The organism is Proteus mirabilis ATCC 29906 (assembly GCF_000160755.1).
GTDB lineage: Bacteria > Pseudomonadota > Gammaproteobacteria > Enterobacterales > Enterobacteriaceae > Proteus > Proteus mirabilis.
In genome coordinates, this window is record NZ_GG668580.1 from 46781 (window position 1) to 69356 (window position 22576).

Genomic DNA, 22576 nt, shown 5'->3' on the forward strand with positions numbered 1-22576 from the left:
TGTCAAACAAATTTTAGCACTAACAGACCAAAAACCAACAGCAATACAACGTGTAGGGAAAAATGATAAGACGCACTGGATCTCTTTTCTTAAGGAAGTTAAATGAAAAAATACGACCTTATCTATTGTGATCCTCCGTGGGATTACAAAAATAAAGTTTCAAACGGTGCTGCTAAAAATCATTATCCAACAACCTCCCTCTTCAATTTAACCCATATCTCTATTCATTCTATTGCATCTGATAACGCAGTTCTTGCCATGTGGTATACAGGCAATTTTGTACTCGAGGCTATCAGGTTAGCTGAAGCTTGGGATTTTAAAGTTAAGAATATGTTTGGGTTCGCATGGGTTAAATTAAATAAAAATGCAGGAGATAGAATAAATAAAAAACAGCCAGAGGACTTTTTCGATTTCATGGAAATATTAAATAATGAGACGAAAATTAATTGTGGTAATTATACTCGTCAAAATATCGAAATGTGTTTAATAGCCACAAGAGGAAATGGATTACCTCGTCAATCTGCAAGTGTTCGACAAGTTATTTATTTGTGCTTAGATGAACACAGCTAAAAGCTCAAAGAGGTACATCATCGTTTAGAAGAATTATACGGAGATGTTCCTCGCATCGAATTATTTGCTCGAGAGAAATACGGTGATAGAGATGTATATGGCGACAAAGCGGAAGAAAGTATTCAATTAATATAAAAGGAATAAAAAAAGTAAATAGGAGAAACAATAAATGAAGCGGATAACATTATCAGAATGGAATAATAAATATTTCGCCAAACCTAGAAGTCCACGGCAATTATCTCGCTATATAAAGGAAGGTAGGTTATACCCTGCTCCAGAAAAGGTTGGTAGAGAATATGAGTTAGAGCCGTGGACAATTCTAACAAATGACAAAATGGTAAGGGAACCGCAATATTTAATGGAGAAAATTAATGGGCAGAAGCAGAAGTGCAAAGAACAAGGGGCTACCGCCTAACTTGTATTTGCGTAAAGGGATTTACTATTACAGGGATGTAAGAACTAAAAAGGAATTTTCTGTTGGCTCAAACAAATCATTGGCAATAACCGAAGCCATACAAGCCAATTTAGCTATTTATAAACCTAAAGAGCCATTAGTTGACAGAATTAATAATGTTCACTGTGTAACATTGCATGAGTGGCTTGATACTTATAGGGGGAAGGTAAACAGCAGGGGGTTAAAAGAGAAGACGCTCTACGATTACGAATCAAGAATAAAGTTAATCAAATTACACTTTAATGACTGTCCAATTGAGAATGTAACACCAAGAGATGTAGCCACATTTATTTCAGAGTACCCTAAAAAGGCAATGGCAAAATTACTAAGGTCCACTATGCTAGATGCTTTTAATGAAGCCATTGCGGATGGTGTGATAAAGGAAAATCCCGTTTCCGTGACAAAGCCGCCAAAAACAAGCGTTCAGCGATCAAGGTTATCGCTAGAAGAGTTTAAATACGCCTTGGAGCACACAAATGACAAATATAGGCATATGTTTCTACTAGCGGCCCTTACAGCTCAGCGCATTAGCGATATTATCAATATGAAGTGGGATGATATAAAAAATGATAGGCTGTATGTCACCCAAATAAAAACAGGTTCTAAAGTAGCAATACCACTCTCATTAAGACTTGAGTCTATTGGTTATTCTATTAAAGATGTTTTAAATCTCATGAATAGGAACTCAGATAAAATCTGTGGCAATACCACAGCAAAAACATTAAGAGGTAAGTTTATCGAAGCCCTACCTGAGTATTTGGAAAATAAACCAACATTTCATGAAATTAGAAGTTTATCTGCAAGATTATATGAAGAAGAAAAAAGTGCTGAGTTTGCAAAGAAAATACTTGGCCACAAATCTATGAGAATGACAGATAAATACCTTGATGATAGAGGTAATGGCTACGTTGAATTGTGAGTTAATAGTGAGTGATTGTGAGTATCGATATGTATGATATTGATTTATAATACAAAAAAACGAACACCACTATAATCCAATAAGCAGGTTTCATAAATACCCTAGCGAAAGAGAGCGCAGAGATATTTATCAAGATAGGGATAAAAAAACGGGAAGTAGACAACACTCCCCGTTTTATCGTCTTATTTAACCATCTCTTTATAGAGGATTAAATATCTATATGATATTTATTTTAATACTTTATATATTATGGTGTTATTTGCCGTCACTTGACCGGATGCAATATCACTCACTTTATCAAAGTCATCGATATTACTGATGATAACCGGACTTATCATTGATTTAGCATTAGTGTTTAAATACTCAAGATCTAGCTCTAAGATAGGCTGGCCGAGTTTAACCTCTGTACCTTCTTCAACCAGACGTTTAAAGCCTTTTCCTCCTAATGCGACCGTATCAATCCCCATATGGACGATAATCTCAACACCGTTATCCGTTTCAATGCAAAATGCGTGGTTAGTATCAAAGATTTTTACTACCGTACCGGCAGCAGGTGCCATCACAATATTTGATGTGGGTTTAATAGCAAGACCATCTCCCACGACACCGCTTGAGAAAGCTTCATCAGGCACATCTTTTAATGCAACCACTTCACCATCAAATGGCGCGACCATTTCAAGAATGACTTTGGCATCATTATTAGTCTGTTTTTCTGATGTTTTTTCTGTCGATACCGCGTTATCTGTATGTCTACCAGCATAAGCGGCAACTGGGCCTTGTGCTAATACATCACGCATGGCACTCGCAACGATTTCAGCCCGTGTGCCCACAATCACTTGAACACTCTGTTTATTTAAGCGAATAACCCCTGAAGCACCTAGGTGTTTTGCGTAAGCATCGTTGACTACACTGGCATCTTTTACATTTAAACGTAAACGAGTAATACAAGCATCAATACCAGTTAAGTTATCTGAGCCACCAACTGCAGCGATATATTGACGTGCTTCTTGTTGCACTGCTTCTTTGCTATTAGTGGGGACGGCTTTGATATCTTCATCATAGCCGTCTGCGGTTTCATCCCCCGCCACTTCATCTTCACGACCCGGTGTTTTCAGGTTAAATTTAGTAATAGTGAAACGGAAAATACCATAGTAAATGAAGAAGAATGCGATACCTTGCACAATCAACATATACCATTTAACCGCCAGAGGGTTGCGTGAAGATAAGAACATATCCACAAGGCCCGCACTAAAGCCAAAGCCTGAAATCCACTCCATACTTGCGGCAATATAAACAGAAATCGCCATTAAGAATGCGTGAATAACATAAAGCACTGGAGCAACAAACATAAAGGAGAATTCAAGCGGTTCAGTGATCCCCGTAAAGAATGCCGCAAATGCCCCAGCCATCATGATACCGGCAACTTTTGCTTTATGCTCTTTGCGCGCACAATGATAAATAGCCAGTGCTGCCCCTGGTAAACCAAACATCATAACTGGGAAGAAACCTGCTTGATAACGTCCTGTCACACCGACCGTTGCCAAGCCCGCATCAATCGCTTGCTGACCAGCAAGGAAGTTAGGAATATCATTAATACCTGCCACATCAAACCAGAACACAGAGTTCAGCGCATGGTGTAAACCAACAGGAATTAATAGGCGGTTAAAGAAAGCATAAATACCGGCGCCCAAAGCCCCCATATCTTTAATGCTTTCACCAAAGCTCACTAAGCCGCCGTAAATTACCGGCCAGATATACATTAGAATAAAGGCGACGATAATCATCAAGAATGACGTGAGGATCGGCACTAAGCGACGACCACTAAAAAATGATAATGCACGAGGTAATTCGACACTGCTAAAGCGGTTATACAGCTCAGCTGAAAGTACCCCAACCAGAATACCGACAAACTGGTTGTTTATTTTACCAAAAGCCACAGGCACTTCTGCAAGTGGTAGACCTTTGATCATCGATACCGCAGCAGGTGAACAAAGTGTAGTCACCACTAAAAAGCCGACAAAGCCAGTTAAGGCCGCCGCCCCGTCTTTGTCTTTTGACATACCATAAGCAACACCTATCGCAAACAATACTGACATATTATCGATAATGGCAGCACCTGATTTGATCAGTAAAGCAGCTAGCGCATTATCGTTTCCCCAGCCTACCGGATCAATCCAGTAGCCTATTCCCATCAGAATTGCTGCAGCAGGCAATGTCGCAACGGGCACCATCAATGCCCGTCCTATCTTTTGCAGATAACTTAAAATATTCACACACTCCCCCTTGGATAACCCCTATTTGGGATCTTATTTATACTCATTTATATTTATTGATGAGTTAATTATTTAATTCCATTTTTAGTCTAAAAAAATTATTTTGTATCGCAAATTAATTAGTGCTAATTTGTGATTAAAGTCACCTATATAGGATATTTTTTAGCTTAAATGCTGGCTAAGTCAGAAAGCTTATTTTATGATTAAAAATATCTTTTGAAGGATTGATGTCTTCATTGACTAAAAATGAAAAGCAATTCGTGTTATAGATGAGTCACTGATAATCACGCATTGAAATAGTATGTAACTTGATTGTCAGATTTGTCTTTTTTCTATGAGGTTATTATGAGGTTAATCCCCCTATCCACGGCACAGCAAGTGGGAAAATGGTCGGCTAATTATATCGTTGAGAAAATCAACGCATTTGCGCCAAGCGCCGATCGTCCTTTTGTTCTTGGTTTACCTACTGGTGGTACGCCATTAGCAACGTACAAAGCGCTAATTGAATTACATCGTGCAGGTAAAGTAAGTTTCCAGCATGTTGTCACCTTCAATATGGACGAATATGTTGGCATTCCAGCAGATCACCCACAAAGTTATCGTACTTTTATGTATGAGAACTTTTTTAATCATATTGATATTAAAGATGAAAATATCAATTTATTAAACGGTAATGCAACAGATCCACAAGCAGAATGTGCACGTTATGAGGCGAAAATAAAGTCTTATGGCAAAATCAATCTGTTTATGGGAGGTGTTGGTAATGATGGTCATATCGCTTTTAATGAACCCGCCTCATCACTCTCTTCTCGTACACGGATGAAAACGCTGACTGAAGATACTCGTCTCGCTAATTCACGATTCTTCGACAACGATATCAATAAAGTACCTAAATATGCGCTAACTGTCGGTGTAGGGACATTATTAGATGCAGAAGAGTTAATGATTTTAGCGACTGGCATCAATAAGGCTCAAGCAGTACAGGTGGCAACAGAAGGTGCTGTTAATCATCTATGGACTATCTCTTGCGTGCAATTACACCCTAAAGCAATTTTAGTCTGTGATGATCCGGCGACAATGGAACTGCGTGTGAAAACACTGCGTTATTTTCAACAAATTGAAGCGCAAGAGCGCCAGCAATACCAAGATTAAGTTTAGTAAATTAAGTACCTACGATAAGTAGTGGAAAACTAAGCTCTCTTACTTATCAGCCAGAATTTGCTGGCTGATATCGGTTTTTTAGATTGACTTCCCTTATATTAGGAGACAAAGGTATGTTTGCCTTAACAAATGCTGTTATTTATACAGGTTATGACCGTTTAGAAGATCACGCCATTATTATTAACGGGTCACGTATTGAGCAGGTTTGCCCACAGGATCAACTACCAAAAGATATAGCCACTCGTGATATGCAAGGTGCGATTGTCTCCCCCGGTTTTATTGATTTACAAGTCAATGGCTGTGGCGGTGTACAATTTAATGACACCGCGGAAAATGTCACAGTAAAAACGCTAGAGATTATGCAAAAAGCCAATGAACGCTTAGGCTGTACTAGCTATTTACCAACATTAATTACCTGTTCTGATGAATTGATGAAAATAGGCATTGAAGCAACTCGCGCTTATATGCAAAAACACCAAAATAAAGTGTTGGGATTACATTTAGAAGGCCCTTATATCAATATCATTAAAAAAGGGACACATGATCCTCAATTTATTCGTCAACCAAGTGCACAGATGATTGACTATTTGTGTGATAACGCTGATGTCATCGCTAAAATTACACTCGCACCAGAAATGGTCGATGAAAAATATGTTCGTCAATTAATCACAGCAGGTATTGTTGTTTCTGCAGGCCACTCAAATGCCACCTATGAAGAAGCGCGTAAAGGCTTTCGTAACGGTATTTCATTGTCGACTCACCTTTATAATGCAATGCCTTATATTTCAGGTCGTGGCCCGGGTCTTGTAGGGGCAATTTATGATACCCCTGAGGTTTACGCAGGGATCATTGCCGATGGTTTACATGTTTCATGGGCAAATATCCGTAACAGTAAGCGCTTAAAAGGTGAAAAACTGTTATTAGTGACAGATGCGACAGCTCCTGCGGGGCTTGATCCAAATAAAAATGAGATGGATAGCTTCGTTTTTGCTGGAAAAACGATATATTATCGCAATGGGCTGTGTGTGGATGCGGACGGTACATTAAGTGGTTCATCACTCACGATGATTGACGCTATTAAAAATAGTGTACTTCATGTTGGTATTCCATTAGATGAAACATTACGTATGGCAACACTTTACCCTGCCCGTGCGATTGGTGCAGATAACGAACTCGGTACAATTGAAGCAGGTAAAATAGCAAATATTGCTTCTTTTGATAAGGACTTCAACCTTTGCACAACATTTGTCAATGGTATTGAAATAACAGATAACTAATGGATGTAAATGCTGATGAGTCACAACAACACTGAAACGCAAATTGGCAATATCGATCTTGTTAAGCAACTTAACAGTGCGATTGTATATCGGCTCATTGATCAACACGGGCCGATTTCTCGTATTCAAATCGCCGAACAGAGCCAACTCGCCCCTGCCAGTGTCACTAAAATTACTCGTCAGCTTCTTGAACGTGGCTTGATTAAAGAAGTTGATCAACAGGCTTCAACCGGAGGTCGTCGCGCAATATCCATTGTTGTGGAACATCGCCGTTTTAATACCGTCAGCGTCCGATTAGGACGCAATGATGCCACTGTTGCTCTTTATGATCTCAGTGGTAAAGCCTTAGTAGAGCAACACTACCCTTTAGAACAAAGTACCCAACAAGAAGTTGAAACCTTGCTTATTAATGCTATTGATGATTTTATTAAACAAAATCAACGTCGTATTAATGAGCTTATTTCAATTTCAATTATCTTGCCCGGGTTAGTTGATCCTAATAAAGGCATTGTCCACTATATGCCTCATATGAAGGTAAATAACTGGGCACTCGTTGATAACTTAGAAAAACACTTTGATCTGCCTTGCTATGCGGGCCATGATATTCGGAGTCTCGCCTTAGCAGAAAACTATTTTGGTGCCACCAGAGATTGTGAAGATTCTATCTTGGTTCGTATTCATCGTGGCGCAGGGGCTGGTGTTATTATCAACAACAAAATTTTGCTCAACCAGCGTGGTAATCTTGGTGAAATTGGTCATATCCAAATAGATCCATTAGGAGAGCGTTGCCACTGTGGTAACTTTGGTTGTTTAGAGACCATTGCGTCCAATAGCGCAATAGAAGCTAAAGTCCGCTACCAACTTGAACAAGGCTATCCCAGCCAGCATTTATCTGCAACACAATGCCAAATTCAAGATATATGCGATGCAGCGGTAAAAAACGATCCCCTCGCTGTTGAAACCATTAAACAAGTGGGTCTTCATCTAGGTAAAGCCATCGCCATTGCAATTAACCTATTTAACCCACAAAAAGTGGTTCTGGCAGGAGAAGTGACCGAAGCGGCTGAAATATTACTACCGTCGATCCAAAGTTGCATTAATACCCAAGTATTAAAAGAGTTTAGAGAAGCGCTTCCTGTTGTTATCTCCGAACTTGATCATCGCTCAGCCATTGGGGCATTTGCACTTACCAAGCGAGCAATGCTTAATGGAGAGTTACTACAATATTTATTCGACAAATAATCTTTTTGTTACAATAAAACGGATTTTTAAATGAAGGCTGTTATTTATCTCAATTAAGATTAATTTTAGGATAAATTTCAACCAGTCATCTTTGTTTAAAAAACAACGTGCAGCTAAAATAACTGTGCGTTGTTTTATTATGTCACCACCACACCGCAATATCCCCTTCCCTGTGCTATCAAATTATCACCTATTAGGCTGTTTTTTCTTTTTATTCAGACAATCTGTTGTTATTTACTTAGTAAGATTTTTCATCAATAAGGTTGTTTTTTGGATCTTTTTTCGACAAAATGATTAACCAGCGAGCAAACGAACACTTTTCTCGAAAATTAATGCAAAAAGCAGTTGACGGATTTGTCTGTAATACGCATAATGCGCCCCGCAACGCCGACGAAGGTTATGCAAAAAAAGATGGCTATGTAGCTCAGCTGGTTAGAGCACAACACTCATAATGTTGGGGTCACAGGTTCGAATCCCGTCATAGCCACCATCTTTTTTGCGGGAGTGGCGAAATTGGTAGACGCACCAGATTTAGGTTCTGGCGCCGCAAGGTGTGCGAGTTCAAGTCTCGCCTCCCGCACCATTTTAACCGTCGTCAATTTATCAGGTGGGGTATCGCCAAGCGGTAAGGCACCAGGTTTTGATCCTGGCATACCCTGGTTCGAATCCAGGTACCCCAGCCATTTTCCTGATAGATAATATGCGTGTTGACAATTGAATTAGCGGATGGGGTATCGCCAAGCGGTAAGGCACCAGGTTTTGATCCTGGCATTCCCAGGTTCGAATCCTGGTACCCCAGCCATATTTCTGCTAAATTCAATAAATAGTGAGAAATTATCTCCTATTGGCTATGTAGCTCAGCTGGTTAGAGCACAACACTCATAATGTTGGGGTCACAGGTTCGAATCCCGTCATAGCCACCATTTTGGGGTATCGCCAAGCGGTAAGGCACCAGGTTTTGATCCTGGCATGCCCTGGTTCGAATCCAGGTACCCCAGCCATATTCTGAAAGAGAGACTCGTTAAACGAGTCTTTTTTTCTCAAAGGTTGTTGCGGGAGTGGCGAAATTGGTAGACGCACCAGATTTAGGTTCTGGCGCCGCAAGGTGTGCGAGTTCAAGTCTCGCCTCCCGCACCATTGATTAATAGTGTCAAACACTAAATAAAATCAACAAACAAGACTCGCTATGGCGGGTCTTTTTTGTTTTTAGCCTTAAATATCCCCTCTCTCTCACCCTTTATCAATACGCTGACGCCTTGTCTATTTCCTCATTACTCTCATAGTTATCATTGTTTGCTCGATAATCTACATAGACTCATCGTAACGTTATTTTTTGATCAAGCTGTACATATATTCATACCAATACTATACTCCCCCATAGTATATTTAAGGATTATATATGCCACACTCACCAGCAGAAAAAAAAGCCGCGTTAACCCGTGTAAGAAAAATCAAAGGGCAAATTTTGGCATTAGAAACCGCCCTTGAAAACGAAAATGAATGCGGCCAAGTTTTACAGCAAATTGCTGCCATTCGGGGTGCTATCAATGGCCTGATGGCGGGCGTACTCGAAAGTCATTTACGTGAAGGTCTAATGGATGCCGTCGCTTCTCCTGAAGATCAAAAAAATTCCGTTGATGATGCAATCTCACTAATACGCACTTACCTGCGCTAATAACAACAAGGATATCATTATGAAATCTCGTGCTGCGGTCGCCTTTGGACCAGGAGAGCCTTTAAAAATTGTTGAAGTTGATGTGATGCCACCTCAAGCAGGTGAGGTATTGATTAAAATTAGTCACACTGGCGTATGCCATACTGATGCCTTTACCCTTTCAGGTGATGATCCTGAAGGTGTTTTCCCGGCCATTTTAGGTCATGAAGGCGCGGGGGTGGTGGTTGAAGTAGGTGAAGGCGTCACCAGTGTCAAACCGGGTGATCACGTGATCCCTCTCTATACAGCAGAATGTGGCGAATGCCTATTTTGTAAATCAGGCAAAACGAATCTCTGTGTAGCAGTAAGAGCAACCCAAGGTAAAGGCTTAATGCCTGATGGCACAACGCGCTTTTCCTATAATGGACAACCTATTTATCACTATATGGGTTGCTCTACCTTTAGTGAGTATACGGTAGTAGCTGAAGTATCACTCGCTAAAATCAATCCACAAGCCAACCATGAAGAAGTCTGCTTACTTGGTTGTGGCGTGACAACAGGTATTGGTGCTGTACATAATACGGCAAAAGTACAAGAAGGTGACTCGGTGGCTGTATTTGGTTTAGGTGGCATTGGTCTTGCTGTACTGCAAGGCGCTAGACAAGCCAAAGCAGGCCGTATTTTTGCGATTGATACTAATCCTGAAAAATTTGCATTAGCACGCCAATTTGGTGCCACAGACTGTTTAAATCCCAATGATTATGACAAACCTATTCAAGAAGTACTGGTTGAAATGACTCAGTGGGGCGTTGATCATACTTTTGAGTGTATTGGTAACGTCAATGTGATGAGAGCCGCTCTAGAGAGTGCTCACCGTGGTTGGGGGCAATCTATCATTATTGGTGTTGCGGGGGCAGGACAAGAGATCTCAACACGCCCTTTCCAACTCGTCACAGGTCGTTCATGGAAAGGGACTGCATTTGGCGGAGTAAAAGGTCGTAGCCAACTACCCAATATGGTTGAAGATGCAATGAATGGGAAAATCGAACTCAAACCTTTTGTGACCCACACTTTACCTCTTGAAAAAATAAATGAAGCCTTTGATTTAATGCATGAAGGTAAATCAATTAGAACTGTTATTCATTTCGATTAATCACTCTCAGGCCTATTATCAAATAGGTCTGACTTTGTTGTTAAGGAGTCAAAATGAACAACATTGAACGCCATGCCTGTTTTGGCGGTTGGCAAGAGGTTTATCAACACACCTCTACCACCCTCAATTGTGAGATGAAATTTGCTATCTATCTCCCGCCTATGGAAGATGGGCAAAAATATCCGGTTTTATATTGGTTATCTGGATTAACTTGTAATGAACAAAACTTCATTACCAAAGCCGGAGCACAGCAATATGCTGCGCAACACGGTGTTATTTTAGTGGTACCTGATACTAGCCCTCGTGGTGAAAATGTGGCTGATGATAGTGCTTATGATTTAGGACAAGGTGCTAGTTTTTATCTGAATGCCACACAAGCACCTTGGAATAGTCATTATAAAATGTATGACTACATTGTTAATGAACTCTCTAAATTGATTGAGACACATTTTCCTGCCAATGAGCGACGTGCTATTAGTGGACATTCAATGGGGGGACATGGTGCATTGATGATTGGTTTGCGTAATTTGTCTCGCTATTGCAGTATTTCAGCGTTTTCACCCATTGTTGCACCAACCCAAGTCCCTTGGGGACAAAAAGCCTTCAGCGCTTATTTAGGCGACGATATGGCACAATGGCAACAATATGACACGATTGAATTACTGAATAAAACACAACAGACAGTGCCCATACGAGTGGATGTCGGTCTTGATGATCCTTTTTACCAACAGCAACTACAGCCAGAACGTTTAGCACAAGTGTGTGATAAAAAACAGTTTGCGTGCTGTTTAAATTTACATCAAGGCTACGACCACAGTTACTATTTTGTCGCGAGTTTTATCGGTGAACATATAGCCTTTCATGCTAAGCACTTAAAGGCTTAAACCTAATGCGATGATCGATGAAGACAATTCAGATCATCGCATTGCTCATCATTTAATCCCTAAAGCATAACGTAGCGCGGCTTCTTTCGCTTTTCCTGCATGCTGCGCCGCTAATAATCCGATATTTCTGGCTAATTTTAAGCCTGGTAATTGATGGCTAAAAGCGTGGTAAAAGAGATCCATTCCTGCCTGCATCAGCATATTATCAGGCATACGACGGCGCTGATTATTTTTTTAACAATGCCATTGAATGCCAAGGTTCAAAATGCTGTTTCGCTTGCGCCACTAAATTAAGCAAGCAATCCACATCACGATAACCGAGGTTAACCCCCTGTCCTGCTAATGGATTAATAGTATGTGCCGCATCCCCCACTAAAATCACACCATTATCAACATAACGACTAGCATGCTGACGAGTTAATGGGAAAGAGCCTGCTGCAATAGGTGTCACTTTGCCTAAGCGTTCAGGGAAAGCATGTTCGATTTCTTTTTCTAACTGTGCCATTGACATCGTTTGTAGCTTTCTAATTCTCTGCGGAGAATCATACCAAACTAAGCAAGCCCAATTATCAAACAGAGGCAAATAAGCCCGTGGCCCTGAAGGGTAAAAGCGTTGCCATGTACCTTTTTCTGGTGGTAATTGCGTTTTCACGGTGATTAACATACAGGATTGACGATACTGCCAACCATTACTGCCAATCCCCGCCATTTGACGCACTTGCGAATTAGCCCCATCGGCTCCTACAACTAACTGAGTGGTGATTTCCTGACCATCAGCAAGCGTGACTTGCCATTTATTATCTAAGTATTTCATGTTACTTAGACTATTTGGGCATAATAAAGTGATATTGCTATAACGTTCTGCTTCTTGCCACAATGCCAATTGCAAAATGCGATTTTCAACCATATAACCTAATTCAGGTAAACCAAGACTTTTGGCATCAAAAATAACATGGGCATTATCTTCTTCCCATGTTTCGAGGGTTAGGTATGGCGCACTGCGCATCGCTAAAACATGTTGCCATGCACCTAGCTGTTTTAATAAACTAACGGACGCGCAGCTGATCGCAGAAATACGAATATCAGGATGAGATGAGGCATCAAAAGGTGCTGGAGATTGCCGTTCTACCATTGCAACACGCAACCCTTCTTGCGCCAGCCCAATGGCAACGGCTGCGCCAATCATGCCACCACCGGCAATGACTGCATCAAAATCGTTTTTTACATTTCTCATCATTGTTATGCCATAACTCATTGCTTTAAAAATAATAGGTAAGCGCTATATCAGTTTATTAGAAATAAGCAAAACTGAACGCCAGAAAGAATTAGCGCCGACTGACTCTAGTCACTGACCACACAAATGACTACAATAACCGCCTTATTGGCTTATTACACGCAACGTTTTTCAGTGATTAGCTATTATCTCACTGTAAATACCGGATTTATACAATGTCGACGATAAAAAAACTGTACATTAAAACTTGGGGCTGCCAGATGAATGAGTACGATTCATCTAAAATGGCAGACCTACTCGAAAGCACCCACGGTTATCAGTTAACCGATGTCGCCGAAGATGCGGACATTCTACTGCTAAATACCTGTTCTATCCGTGAGAAAGCACAAGAAAAAGTCTTTCATCAGTTAGGACGTTGGAAAAATTTTAAAGATAATAAACCTGATATTATCATCGGCGTTGGTGGTTGTGTTGCCTCTCAAGAAGGTGAATACATTCGTCAACGTGCGCAGTGTGTCGATATTATCTTCGGACCACAAACCTTACACCGCTTACCAGAAATGATTAATCAGGTAAAAGGCACCAAAAGCCCAGTGGTCGATATCAGTTTCCCTGAAATTGAAAAATTTGACCGTCTACCTGAACCTCGTGCTGAAGGCCCTTCTGCATTTGTTTCTATCATGGAAGGCTGTAATAAATACTGCTCATTTTGTGTAGTGCCTTATACGCGTGGTGAAGAAGTCAGCCGCCCTTGTGATGATATTCTATTTGAAATCGCACAACTGGCCGCTCAAGGGGTACGCGAAGTTAATCTATTAGGTCAAAACGTCAATGCTTATCGTGGTGAAACCTTTGACGGGCAAATCTGTAGCTTTGCAGAATTACTGCGCCTAGTGGCAGCGATTGATGGTATTGATCGTATTCGTTTTACTACCAGCCACCCTATTGAGTTTACTGACGATATTATTGCGGTTTATGAAGATACCCCTGAATTGGTTAGCTTCTTACACTTACCAGTACAAAGCGGATCAGATCGTATTTTAACCTTAATGAAGCGTAATCATACAGCTCTTGAATATAAGAGCATTATTCGTAAATTACGCAAAGCACGCCCTGATATTCTGATAAGCTCAGACTTTATCATTGGTTTCCCAGGTGAAACGCAAGATGATTTCGAAAAAACCATGAAATTAATTGCGGATGTAAACTTTGATATGAGCTTTAGCTTTATCTATTCAGCCCGTCCAGGAACCCCTGCGGCTGATTTACCTGATGATGTGAGTGAAGAAGAGAAGAAACAGCGTTTATATCTGTTACAACAGCGCATTAATCAGCAAGCAATGAACTACAGCCGTGCCATGCTTAACAGCGTACAACGTATTCTTGTAGAAGGCCCTTCACGTAAAAATGTGATGGAACTTTCAGGTCGTACCGAAAATAACCGCGTGGTTAACTTCGAAGGTACACCGGATATGATTGGTAAATTCGTTGATGTCGAAATTGTTGACGTTTACGCTAACTCATTGCGTGGTAAAGTGGTCAGAACGGAAGATCAAATGGATTTACGTATCCATGAATCACCAGAATCCGTTATTGCCCGTACTCGTAAAGAAGATGAATTAGGTGTAGGTGTTTACCAACCTTAATTGATCAGACTTAACAAAAGGATACTCAGTGACAGTAATAGCCCATACACAGGTAGCGACCCAAGAGATTTTCTTAGAGCCCGCAGATAATGACCGTTTAATGAGTTTATGTGGCCCATTTGACGACAATATTAAGCAACTTGAACGCCGTTTAGGTATCGAGATCAATCACCGTGATAACCGTTTTAAACTAACGGGTAAATCACTGAATGTGAATGCAGCTGCAGGAATTTTGCGACATCTGTATGTGGAAACCTCACCCATTAAAGGTGTGATACCCGATATCGACCCTGAGCAAATTCACCTTGCCATCAAAGAGAGCCGAGTGCTTGAGCAAAGTGATGAGCATGTGCCTGAATTTGGGAAATCGACCAATATTCGCACTAAACGCGGCGTGATAAAACCACGTACGCCTAACCAAGCGCAATATATTGCCAATATCCAAACTCACGATATTACTTTTGGTATCGGGCCTGCAGGTACAGGGAAAACCTATCTGGCTGTTGCTGCCGCTGTCGATGCCCTTGAGCGTCAAGAAGTACGCCGTATTTTACTGACTCGCCCTGCGGTAGAGGCGGGTGAAAAGCTCGGTTTTTTACCCGGCGATTTAAGCCAAAAAGTCGATCCGTATTTACGACCACTTTATGATGCGTTATTCGAGATGTTAGGTTTTGAAAAAGTTGAGAAACTGATAGAGCGTAATGTGATTGAAGTGGCCCCTTTAGCTTATATGCGAGGTCGTACACTCAATGACGCATTTATTATTCTCGATGAAAGTCAAAACACCACAATCGAACAGATGAAGATGTTTTTAACGCGTATCGGTTTTAACTCTAAAGCGGTCATCACAGGTGATATCACGCAAATCGACCTTCCTCGAGGCCATAAATCCGGATTGCGTCATGCCATAGAAGTGCTATCTAATGTCGATGATTTAAGCTTTAACTTCTTCCATAGTGAAGACGTGGTTCGCCATCCTGTGGTTGCTAAGATTGTTGTCGCATATGAAGCTTGGGAAGTTGAAGATCAAAAACGCCGCCAAGCAATTAAAGCAGAAAAAGAGAGACTGCAGAGAGAAAATCATGAGTGAAGTGATTCTTGATTTACAAGTTGCCACTGAAAATACACAAGGGCTTCCGAGTGAAGCCCAATTCATCACTTGGCTGGAAGCCGTACTACCGCAATTTCAGCCTATTAGTGAAGTGACTATCCGTATCGTTGATGAAGCGGAAAGTCATGAGTTAAACCTGACTTATCGTGGAAAAGATAGACCAACTAATGTACTTTCTTTTCCTTTTGAAGCACCGCCTGAAGTGGAATTACCTTTACTGGGTGATTTAATTATCTGTCGTCAGGTCGTTGAAAAAGAAGCCGATGAGCAAAATAAAACTGTTGAAGAGCACTGGGCACACATGGTTATCCATGGTTGTCTGCACCTTTTAGGCTATGATCATATTGAAGATGATGAAGCTGAAGAAATGGAAGGTTTAGAGACAGAAATCTTACAAAAATTAGGTTATGAAGATCCCTATTTGATTGAAAAAGAGTAACAGTTCTCTTTATTTTATGATAAATACTATATCTAATAACCATTCAATGAGGAAAAATAGTTAAAACGCCATGAGCGACGACCAATCTTCGAGTAACGATAACCCTGGTCCTAAAAAGGGGTTTCTCACATTGCTTAATCAGTTATTCCACGGTGAACCTAAAAATCGTGATGATCTGATGGAGCTTATCCGCGATTCTGAACAGAAAGAATTAATCGATCCTGATACCCGTGATATGTTAGAGGGGGTAATGGATATCGCTGAACAGCGTGTACGGGATATTATGATCCCCCGCTCGCAAATCGTCACATTAAAACGCAATCAAACCCTTGATGAGTGCCTTGATGTGATTATTGATTCAGCGCACTCTCGCTTTCCTGTCATCAGTGAAGACAAAGATCATATTGAAGGCTTATTAATGGCAAAAGATTTATTGCCATTTATGCGTACTGGTGCTGAGCCATTTAGTATAGACAAAGTTTTACGTTCTGCTGTCGTTGTACCAGAAAGTAAACGCGTTGACCGCTTACTAAAAGAGTTCCGTTCGCAACGCTATCATATGGCTATTGTCATTGATGAATTTGGTGGTGTTTCTGGTTTGGTCACGATTGAAGATATTCTTGAACTTATCGTCGGCGAAATTGAAGATGAGTATGATGATGAGGATGATATTGATATTCGTCCATTAAGTCGCCATACCTACTCAGTGAGAGCATTAACCCAAATAGAAGATTTTAATGAGGCATTTGGTACTCACTTTAGTGATGAAGAAGTCGATACGATTGGTGGTTTAGTTATGCAAGCCTTCGGTCATCTTCCTGCTAGAGGTGAAACTATTACCATTGATAATTACCAATTTAAAGTTGTTATGGCTGATAGCCGTAAAATTATTCAGGTTTATGTGCACATTCCTGACGATGCGCCTGTACCTGAACTAGGTAATGATGTGTAGGATATTAATGAATAATTTCTCTTTATTAAACCGCCAGTGGGTTCGCACCCTACTGGCGGTTTTTTTCGGTGCCAGTGGCACACTCGCGTTTTCTCCCTTTGATTTCTGGCCTGCAGCGTTAATTTCTTTATCAGGTTTGCTACTGATAATAACGCAACGAACCACACGACAAGGGGTATGGCTTGGTTTTGCCTGGGGATTTGGATTATTTGGTAGTGGTGTAAACTGGGTATATGTCAGCATTGCTGATTTTGGGGGAATGCCATTTGCTATCAATATTTTCTTAGTCATATTGTTAGCCCTTTACTTATCGCTTTATACCGCCCTATTTGCCGGATTATTAAACAAGTTCTTTCCTAAACCTACCGTTTGGCGTTTTGTCTTTGCGGCTCCCGCTGTATGGCAACTCACTGAATTTTTAAGAGGTTGGGTGTTATCAGGGTTTCCGTGGTTACAATTTGGTTATAGCCAAATTGATGGCCCATTAAAAGGTATTGCACCTATTTTTGGTGTCACCATGATAACCTTTTTGCTGACCATAATTAGTGGACTTATTGCTGTCGCTATCTATCGTAAATCACTATATAGTGCGGTGATCGGAGCAATATTATTACTCTTACCTATCAGCTTTAAATCTTATCAATGGTATCAACCTTTAACTGATGAAACACAAGAAATTGCCTTAGTTCAAGGCAATATCGCGCAATCATTAAAATGGCAACCCGGTACTTTAGAAAGTACGTTAAACACCTATCTCACCTTAAGTCGCCCTTTTATCGGTAAAGCAAACTTAATTATTTGGCCTGAGTCAGCTATCCCTGATGTTGAAATTCAGCAACAAGGCTTTTTAGCGCAATTGGATAAACAATTAAGAGCACAAGACACGCATCTAATGACAGGAATTATTGATGCGCGTCCCACCTTAGAAGGCTATCGTTTTTATAATAGTGTTATTACATTAGGTGAACACTATGCTTACCAATATCCGGCAACAGATCGCTATAACAAACATCATCTTGTGCCTTTTGGTGAGTATGTCCCTTTAGAGTCCTTATTGCGCCCATTAGCGCCATTTTTTAATTTACCTATGTCATCATTAAGCCAAGGTGAATATATACAACCTCAACTGACGGTAAATGATGCCAAAATAACCGCCGCCATCTGTTATGAAATTATTCTTGGAGAACAAGTTCGTGCTAACTTTAAGCCGGATACACGTTTCTTATTAACTATTTCAAATGATGCTTGGTTTGGTAATTCAATTGGTCCATGGCAACATTTTCAAATGGCTAGAATGCGTTCATTAGAGTTAGGACGCCCATTATTACGTTCAACTAATAACGGCATTACCGCCTTTATTGCTGCTAATGGTGATGTTATTGCCCAGCTTCCACAATTTGAAGCAGGTGCATTAGCTGAAAAAATGACACCCACAACAGGATCAACACCTTATTATAAAATGGGGAGTTATCCAGTGTGGATTTTAGCAGGGGTATTTTTAATTCTTGCTTTTATTAAGCGTCGTTCTTAATGTTAAATAAAGCCCTGCTCAATTAATCTTAAAACAATTAATTAAGTAAGGGCTTTTCTAATAAAAGGACTTTTCAATGATCCATTACCCTGAATATATTCTTGATATTATTTGGCAAAGAGCGAAAAAAATATCTGCCGATAATGAAACAAAAGGATTTCGTAAAGATAAAGAAACTAAATGGATCAAGCGCCAAATGTTTAATCAACAAAATGAATTTGGCTGGGTATTATCAAAACAACCCAGTTCGATTCATCAAATTATTGAAGATGAAACAATTGTGCCTTTACATTGGCAAACAGCGAGAGCCTATGAGCAAAAACAAGAAGCAAGCTCTAAACGTCTCAATATGATCCCACTTGACCCACCAGCACTATCGAAACTCATTCAATCACCAACAGATGTTTTACCTTATTGGCAACATGCCCATCAGATTTCCAGCGATAATGAAGAAAAAGGTTTTCGTAAAGATTATTACGGTCGTATTATCCAGAAAAATGCGTTTGGAGATAAACAACATCAATATGGTTGGACATTAGCTCAATTAACACCAGCCAATAAGAATAATCAAATCGTTATTCCTATTAATATTGTACCAATACATATTAATACCTCAAAACGCACTTACAATGAAAAGGAATTAATTGTTCAAGGTAGCCAAGAAGCAAAAATAAAACGCAGACGTAAAAAACTTGTCTATGAGATAATCGATTTTATTGTCAGCCTACCTGGCATTATTTTTTCTTCATTTAAACTCTGATAAACAAGTTAAATTGAAGCCCACCATAACCTAAGTTTTAATCCCCAAGAGGATGTCCAGCCACTTGTAAAGTGCACCATTTCACCTTTATAGAGAATAACAAAAGAAGGTGTAGCACTTATCCCCCAACGTTGAGAAATAGCCCCTCTATCATCATTAATAACCGGAAAAACTAGTTGCTTGGAGTTAATGCCACGTATTATTTTGGCATCATCACCAGAGAGGATAACTACAGACGTAACATTATAACCCTGTTGTGCTAAATCATTTACCGTCGGTGTAGTTAACTTACAAATGCCACACCAACTCGCCCAAAAATAGATCAGTAATGGTTTCTCTTGGCTAAGGGCAATCAATGAGACTGGTTTATCATCAACTGTATAAAGCGTAGATAAATCAGTAAGTTCTGGTGGCGTTGGTTGACGCCACCAGTCCATAGCAAATGAAATAGCCACAAAAATAAGGGCGAGAATAACTAATTCTTTACCCCATTTTCGTAAACGATTTGCCATTATTTTTTCACTTTCGCCAGTTGTTCTTTCACAATAATTTCTAACTGATCATAATCAACAGCACCCGGTAAAATAGTATCACCAATTACCGTCGCTGGCGTACCTTGAATACCCAGTTTACGAGAAAGCTCTAAGTTATTTTGCAACGTTTTTAAGCTGTCATCAGTTAACTTAATTTTGCTAGTATTAGTGCTCTTCATTGCATCTTCAATACTTGCATTATCTAGCATCGTTTTCTTCTGCATCAAACGTTGATGAAGTGCTAAGAATGCTTTTGGATCTTCTTTCCAGACAGAAAGCACCGCCTGAGAGGCTTTAGCAGAGCTTTCACCTTTAAATGGTAATGGTTTAATGATAACCGCCACATCAGGGTATTGTTCGGTGATCTTTTCTAATAATGGGTCAAAGCGTTTGCAATACGGGCAGTTATAATCAGTGAACGACACTAACACTAACTTAGCATCTTTAGCGCCAATACGTGGACTTGCCGCATCGTTGTATAATGCATCATGTTCAGAGGCCAATGCTTGACGGAACTGTGCTTGTTGCTCATCTGCCTTCTTAGTTTGCAATGCCATGATAGCTTCTTCCAAAATCTCAGGATTACTCACTAAAGTATCACGAACTAATGCACGTACTTCTTTTTCTTGAGCTGCATTCAAGGCAGCGGCTTGAACATTTGCACCAAAAAGTAACGAAGAGATAACCAGTGCAGAAAGTGTTTTTTTCATTATTGGGCTCCTTTAGCCTCTGAAAGAATAGTTAACATTAGATCTTTATTTAAAAGAGGCGGTAGGATCTCCCCCTCCTTGTTACATGGTCCATAAATCTGGTTAAACGGCACGGCGACTTGACCGCGCTGTTTTAAAAATTGGGTGATCTGTTCTGACGGTTTCGTCCAATCCCCTCTTAATGCGACAACATCAGGCTCTGAAAGTGCCTTTTGCACATCATCGCGTAATAATACATTGTATTTATTTGCTTTGCAGGTAACACACCAATCTGCAGTAACATCAATAAACACCCGTTTATTTTCAGCTAACGCTTGATGGATAGCCTCTTCTGAGAGTGGTTGCCAATTCACCTGATCTTGCCCCGCCAAGGTCTGAGTATCAGGCTGAGCAATAAATAGATAGCTTGTACCACCTAAAATAAGGGTGATCACCATTGAAGCAAATAGCGTTTTTTTGCCGTAATGTTTAGCAATAGCAAAAAGCAAGATCAGGGCGATAGCCACAAAAATAGCCGCAACAATGCCAATACCAAAATGGGGGATCAATAAAGTGATCAGCCAAATACAAGATAGCAACATCATAAAGCCTAAAACAACTCTTAGGCGATTCATCCATTTACCGGGTTTTGGCAACACTTTGGCAATTGATGGAAACATAGCAACCATGATCCATGGTAAACTCATTCCAAGACCTAATGCGGTGAAAATTAACCATAACTCACTTAATGGTGCTATCAATGCATAAGCAACCGCAGTCCCCAAGAATGGGGCAGAACACGGTGTGGCAAGCAATGTAGCAAAAGCCCCTTCCCAGAAATGTCGACTATAACCTTGGCCTCCTGCTGTCGCTATTTTGGTATTCATATTACTTGATAAACGTAATTCAAATAGGCCAAATAAATTAGCGGTAAAAATAGCCGTGATCAGCACCATAAAGCCAATAAACCAAGGGCTTTGAAACTGTATGCCCCAACCTATTGCTTCTTGGCTGTAGCGTAATACGGTCATAAACAGCGCTAAGGCCCAGAATGACACTAAAATTCCCACAACAGAAACAGAAAACTGTTTACGAATAGCCCCTGTATCACGTTTTTCGATATGAAGAATTGAGCCCAATTTCATTGCCAAAACAGGTAACACACAAGGCATTAAATTAAGAATTAAGCCCCCTAACAGCGCAAAGGCTAAAATACTCCATAATCCAACCCCCGAGTCAGCAGTAGGCAGAGATACGCTATCGCCTTGGCCTATAGTGTCATTGACTTGACGTGAATAGCCATCGTCAGTCACAACAAAGGAGAGTGGTTTTCCTACAATGTCACCTGCAGCGTCTCCCCAATCATCGGTTACATCGACAGTAACAGATAAATGATCACCTTTTGCTGTTAACTGTGGAATGCCATATAGCATTCCTTGTGGTGGATCGAGATAAATATTAGGTTGATGCCAGTCACCTTGTTCTCGTTGTAATGAGAGGGTTAATTGACTATTTCGATAATCAGATGAAACAGCAGAAATTAATCCACTTGTCACAGGTACTTTGGCCATGGCTTGATTATATTGCCATTCAAAATCAGCGGGAGCAGGCTCGTTTAAATCCAGATTTAATGAGTAATCAGTTAAAATACAGACATTACTACAGGTTGAAAGTGTTAATACCCCATTTAAGTTATCGCTATCGACAGATTTTAGTTCAATGGGGAAGACGACTTCTTTATCGTAACCTTGGGTATGAATACCTGCGACATCAAAAGCGGAAGGTGATGGCCAATGCCATATCATATCAGACACAGATTGCGTCCAATTAATTTCAGGTGCTACGCCACCTTCTCCGGGAGAGCGCCAATATGTTTTCCAGCCCGGCGCTAATTGCACCTCAAGCAATATTTTAACATCGCCTGTCGATGACTTGTCAGCCGTAGCCCTAACCTGAGCATGATCATTGTCTGGCATAGTTAGCCAACCTGTATCGGCGGCTAATGAAGATAATGAAAATAGCATCAACATCAATGCTATTAAAAAAGAACGAACCATAGCAACTCCCTAAAAAATCCTCTAACGCTACACATAA

18 protein-coding genes, 7 tRNA genes and 3 pseudogenes are annotated in these 22576 nt (G+C 40.4%); 23 read left to right on the forward strand and 5 right to left on the reverse strand.

Translation table 11 applies throughout. The annotated features are described in order from the left end of the window. The 4 genes and pseudogenes from HMPREF0693_RS19590 to HMPREF0693_RS13460 form a co-directional block, all read left to right on the forward strand. Positions 1-106, forward strand: a pseudogene (locus HMPREF0693_RS19590) (SAM-dependent methyltransferase); the annotation flags it as partial. Further along, positions 103-705 (forward strand): annotated as a pseudogene (locus HMPREF0693_RS13450) (MT-A70 family methyltransferase). The pseudogenes HMPREF0693_RS19590 and HMPREF0693_RS13450, both read left to right, overlap by 4 nt. 34 nt (positions 706-739) lie before the next feature. Beyond that, positions 740-985 carry an excisionase gene (locus HMPREF0693_RS13455; RefSeq protein WP_004246013.1) on the forward strand — a complete coding sequence of 82 codons (246 nt, stop codon included), beginning with the start codon at positions 740-742 and terminating at the stop codon, positions 983-985. Further along, on the forward strand, positions 942-1943 hold the full coding sequence (locus HMPREF0693_RS13460; protein ID WP_036932466.1) for a tyrosine-type recombinase/integrase: 1002 nt from the start codon (positions 942-944) through the stop codon (positions 1941-1943). Before HMPREF0693_RS13455 ends, HMPREF0693_RS13460 begins: the two co-directional genes overlap by 44 nt. 227 nt (positions 1944-2170) lie before the next feature. Here HMPREF0693_RS13460 and nagE read toward each other — a convergent pair whose 3' ends face one another. Further along, positions 2171-4174, reverse strand: a complete 2004-nt coding sequence (gene nagE, locus HMPREF0693_RS13465; protein ID WP_004252221.1) for an N-acetylglucosamine-specific PTS transporter subunit IIBC — start codon at positions 4172-4174, stop codon at positions 2171-2173. Between the two features lie 387 nt (positions 4175-4561). On the opposite strand from nagE, the gene nagB reads away from it, so the two are divergent. The 13 genes from nagB (at position 4562) to fghA (ending at position 11587) form a co-directional block, all read left to right on the forward strand. Continuing rightward, positions 4562-5368 (forward strand): glucosamine-6-phosphate deaminase, encoded by an 807-nt coding sequence (gene nagB, locus HMPREF0693_RS13470; RefSeq protein WP_004246018.1) that lies wholly within the window; start codon positions 4562-4564, stop codon positions 5366-5368. 122 nt (positions 5369-5490) lie between these two features. After that, positions 5491-6654, forward strand: coding sequence for an N-acetylglucosamine-6-phosphate deacetylase (nagA, locus tag HMPREF0693_RS13475; protein ID WP_004246019.1), 1164 nt, complete (start codon positions 5491-5493; stop codon positions 6652-6654). Between the two features lie 9 nt (positions 6655-6663). After that, on the forward strand, positions 6664-7896 hold the full coding sequence (nagC, locus tag HMPREF0693_RS13480) for a DNA-binding transcriptional regulator NagC (protein WP_004246020.1): 1233 nt from the start codon (positions 6664-6666) through the stop codon (positions 7894-7896). Between the two features lie 413 nt (positions 7897-8309). Next, a tRNA-Met gene (locus tag HMPREF0693_RS13485) sits at positions 8310-8386 on the forward strand. Between the two features lie 8 nt (positions 8387-8394). Continuing rightward, positions 8395-8479: transfer RNA gene (locus HMPREF0693_RS13490), tRNA-Leu, on the forward strand. A 25-nt stretch (positions 8480-8504) separates the two neighbouring features. Beyond that, positions 8505-8579 (forward strand) — tRNA-Gln (locus HMPREF0693_RS13495). A 44-nt stretch (positions 8580-8623) separates the two neighbouring features. Then, positions 8624-8698: transfer RNA gene (locus HMPREF0693_RS13500), tRNA-Gln, on the forward strand. Positions 8699-8742: 44 nt separating this feature from the next. Beyond that, positions 8743-8819 (forward strand) — tRNA-Met (locus tag HMPREF0693_RS13505). A 3-nt stretch (positions 8820-8822) separates the two neighbouring features. Continuing rightward, positions 8823-8897, forward strand: a tRNA-Gln gene (locus HMPREF0693_RS13510). A gap of 51 nt (positions 8898-8948) precedes the next feature. Further along, positions 8949-9033 (forward strand) — tRNA-Leu (locus HMPREF0693_RS13515). A 262-nt stretch (positions 9034-9295) separates the two neighbouring features. Then, positions 9296-9571: a formaldehyde-responsive transcriptional repressor FrmR gene (gene frmR, locus HMPREF0693_RS13520; protein WP_004246023.1), complete on the forward strand. Its 276-nt coding sequence runs from the start codon at positions 9296-9298 to the stop codon at positions 9569-9571. 19 nt (positions 9572-9590) lie between these two features. Continuing rightward, complete coding sequence (locus tag HMPREF0693_RS13525) at positions 9591-10703, forward strand: S-(hydroxymethyl)glutathione dehydrogenase/class III alcohol dehydrogenase (RefSeq protein WP_004246024.1); 1113 nt, start codon at positions 9591-9593, stop codon at positions 10701-10703. Positions 10704-10756: 53 nt separating this feature from the next. Further along, entirely contained in the window at positions 10757-11587 is an 831-nt protein-coding gene (gene fghA / locus HMPREF0693_RS13530) for an S-formylglutathione hydrolase (protein WP_004246025.1), read from the forward strand. Positions 11588-11635: 48 nt separating this feature from the next. Here fghA and ubiF read toward each other — a convergent pair. After that, a pseudogene (gene ubiF, locus HMPREF0693_RS13535) lies at positions 11636-12824 on the reverse strand (3-demethoxyubiquinol 3-hydroxylase). 212 nt (positions 12825-13036) lie between these two features. Between ubiF and miaB the strand changes: the two are divergent. From miaB to HMPREF0693_RS13565, 6 genes are all read left to right on the forward strand, one after another. Beyond that, positions 13037-14467 (forward strand): tRNA (N6-isopentenyl adenosine(37)-C2)-methylthiotransferase MiaB, encoded by a 1431-nt coding sequence (gene miaB, locus HMPREF0693_RS13540; protein ID WP_004246028.1) that lies wholly within the window; start codon positions 13037-13039, stop codon positions 14465-14467. 28 nt (positions 14468-14495) lie between these two features. Next, complete coding sequence (locus HMPREF0693_RS13545; protein ID WP_004246031.1) at positions 14496-15557, forward strand: PhoH family protein; 1062 nt, start codon at positions 14496-14498, stop codon at positions 15555-15557. Further along, on the forward strand, positions 15550-16017 hold the full coding sequence (ybeY, locus tag HMPREF0693_RS13550) for an rRNA maturation RNase YbeY (protein ID WP_004246032.1): 468 nt from the start codon (positions 15550-15552) through the stop codon (positions 16015-16017). The genes HMPREF0693_RS13545 and ybeY overlap by 8 nt, the downstream gene beginning before the upstream one ends. A 70-nt stretch (positions 16018-16087) precedes the next feature. Beyond that, complete coding sequence (gene corC, locus HMPREF0693_RS13555; protein WP_004246033.1) at positions 16088-16969, forward strand: CNNM family magnesium/cobalt transport protein CorC; 882 nt, start codon at positions 16088-16090, stop codon at positions 16967-16969. Positions 16970-16976: 7 nt separating this feature from the next. Next, positions 16977-18500 (forward strand): apolipoprotein N-acyltransferase, encoded by a 1524-nt coding sequence (gene lnt, locus HMPREF0693_RS13560; protein ID WP_017827458.1) that lies wholly within the window; start codon positions 16977-16979, stop codon positions 18498-18500. Between the two features lie 76 nt (positions 18501-18576). Beyond that, positions 18577-19260, forward strand: coding sequence for a hypothetical protein (locus HMPREF0693_RS13565; RefSeq protein ID WP_004246035.1), 684 nt, complete (start codon positions 18577-18579; stop codon positions 19258-19260). An 8-nt stretch (positions 19261-19268) separates the two neighbouring features. On the opposite strand, the gene HMPREF0693_RS13570 is transcribed toward HMPREF0693_RS13565, so the two are convergent. Genes HMPREF0693_RS13570 through HMPREF0693_RS13580 form a run of 3 tightly spaced genes read right to left on the reverse strand, consistent with a single transcriptional unit; the run spans position 19269 to position 22539 of the window. Next, on the reverse strand, positions 19269-19772 hold the full coding sequence (locus HMPREF0693_RS13570) for a protein disulfide oxidoreductase (protein ID WP_004246036.1): 504 nt from the start codon (positions 19770-19772) through the stop codon (positions 19269-19271). Then, positions 19772-20503, reverse strand: coding sequence for a DsbA family protein (locus HMPREF0693_RS13575; protein ID WP_004246037.1), 732 nt, complete (start codon positions 20501-20503; stop codon positions 19772-19774). The genes HMPREF0693_RS13570 and HMPREF0693_RS13575 overlap by 1 nt, the downstream gene beginning before the upstream one ends. Continuing rightward, positions 20503-22539 (reverse strand): protein-disulfide reductase DsbD family protein, encoded by a 2037-nt coding sequence (locus HMPREF0693_RS13580; RefSeq protein WP_004246038.1) that lies wholly within the window; start codon positions 22537-22539, stop codon positions 20503-20505. The genes HMPREF0693_RS13575 and HMPREF0693_RS13580 overlap by 1 nt, the downstream gene beginning before the upstream one ends. Positions 22540-22576 lie beyond the last annotated feature (37 nt).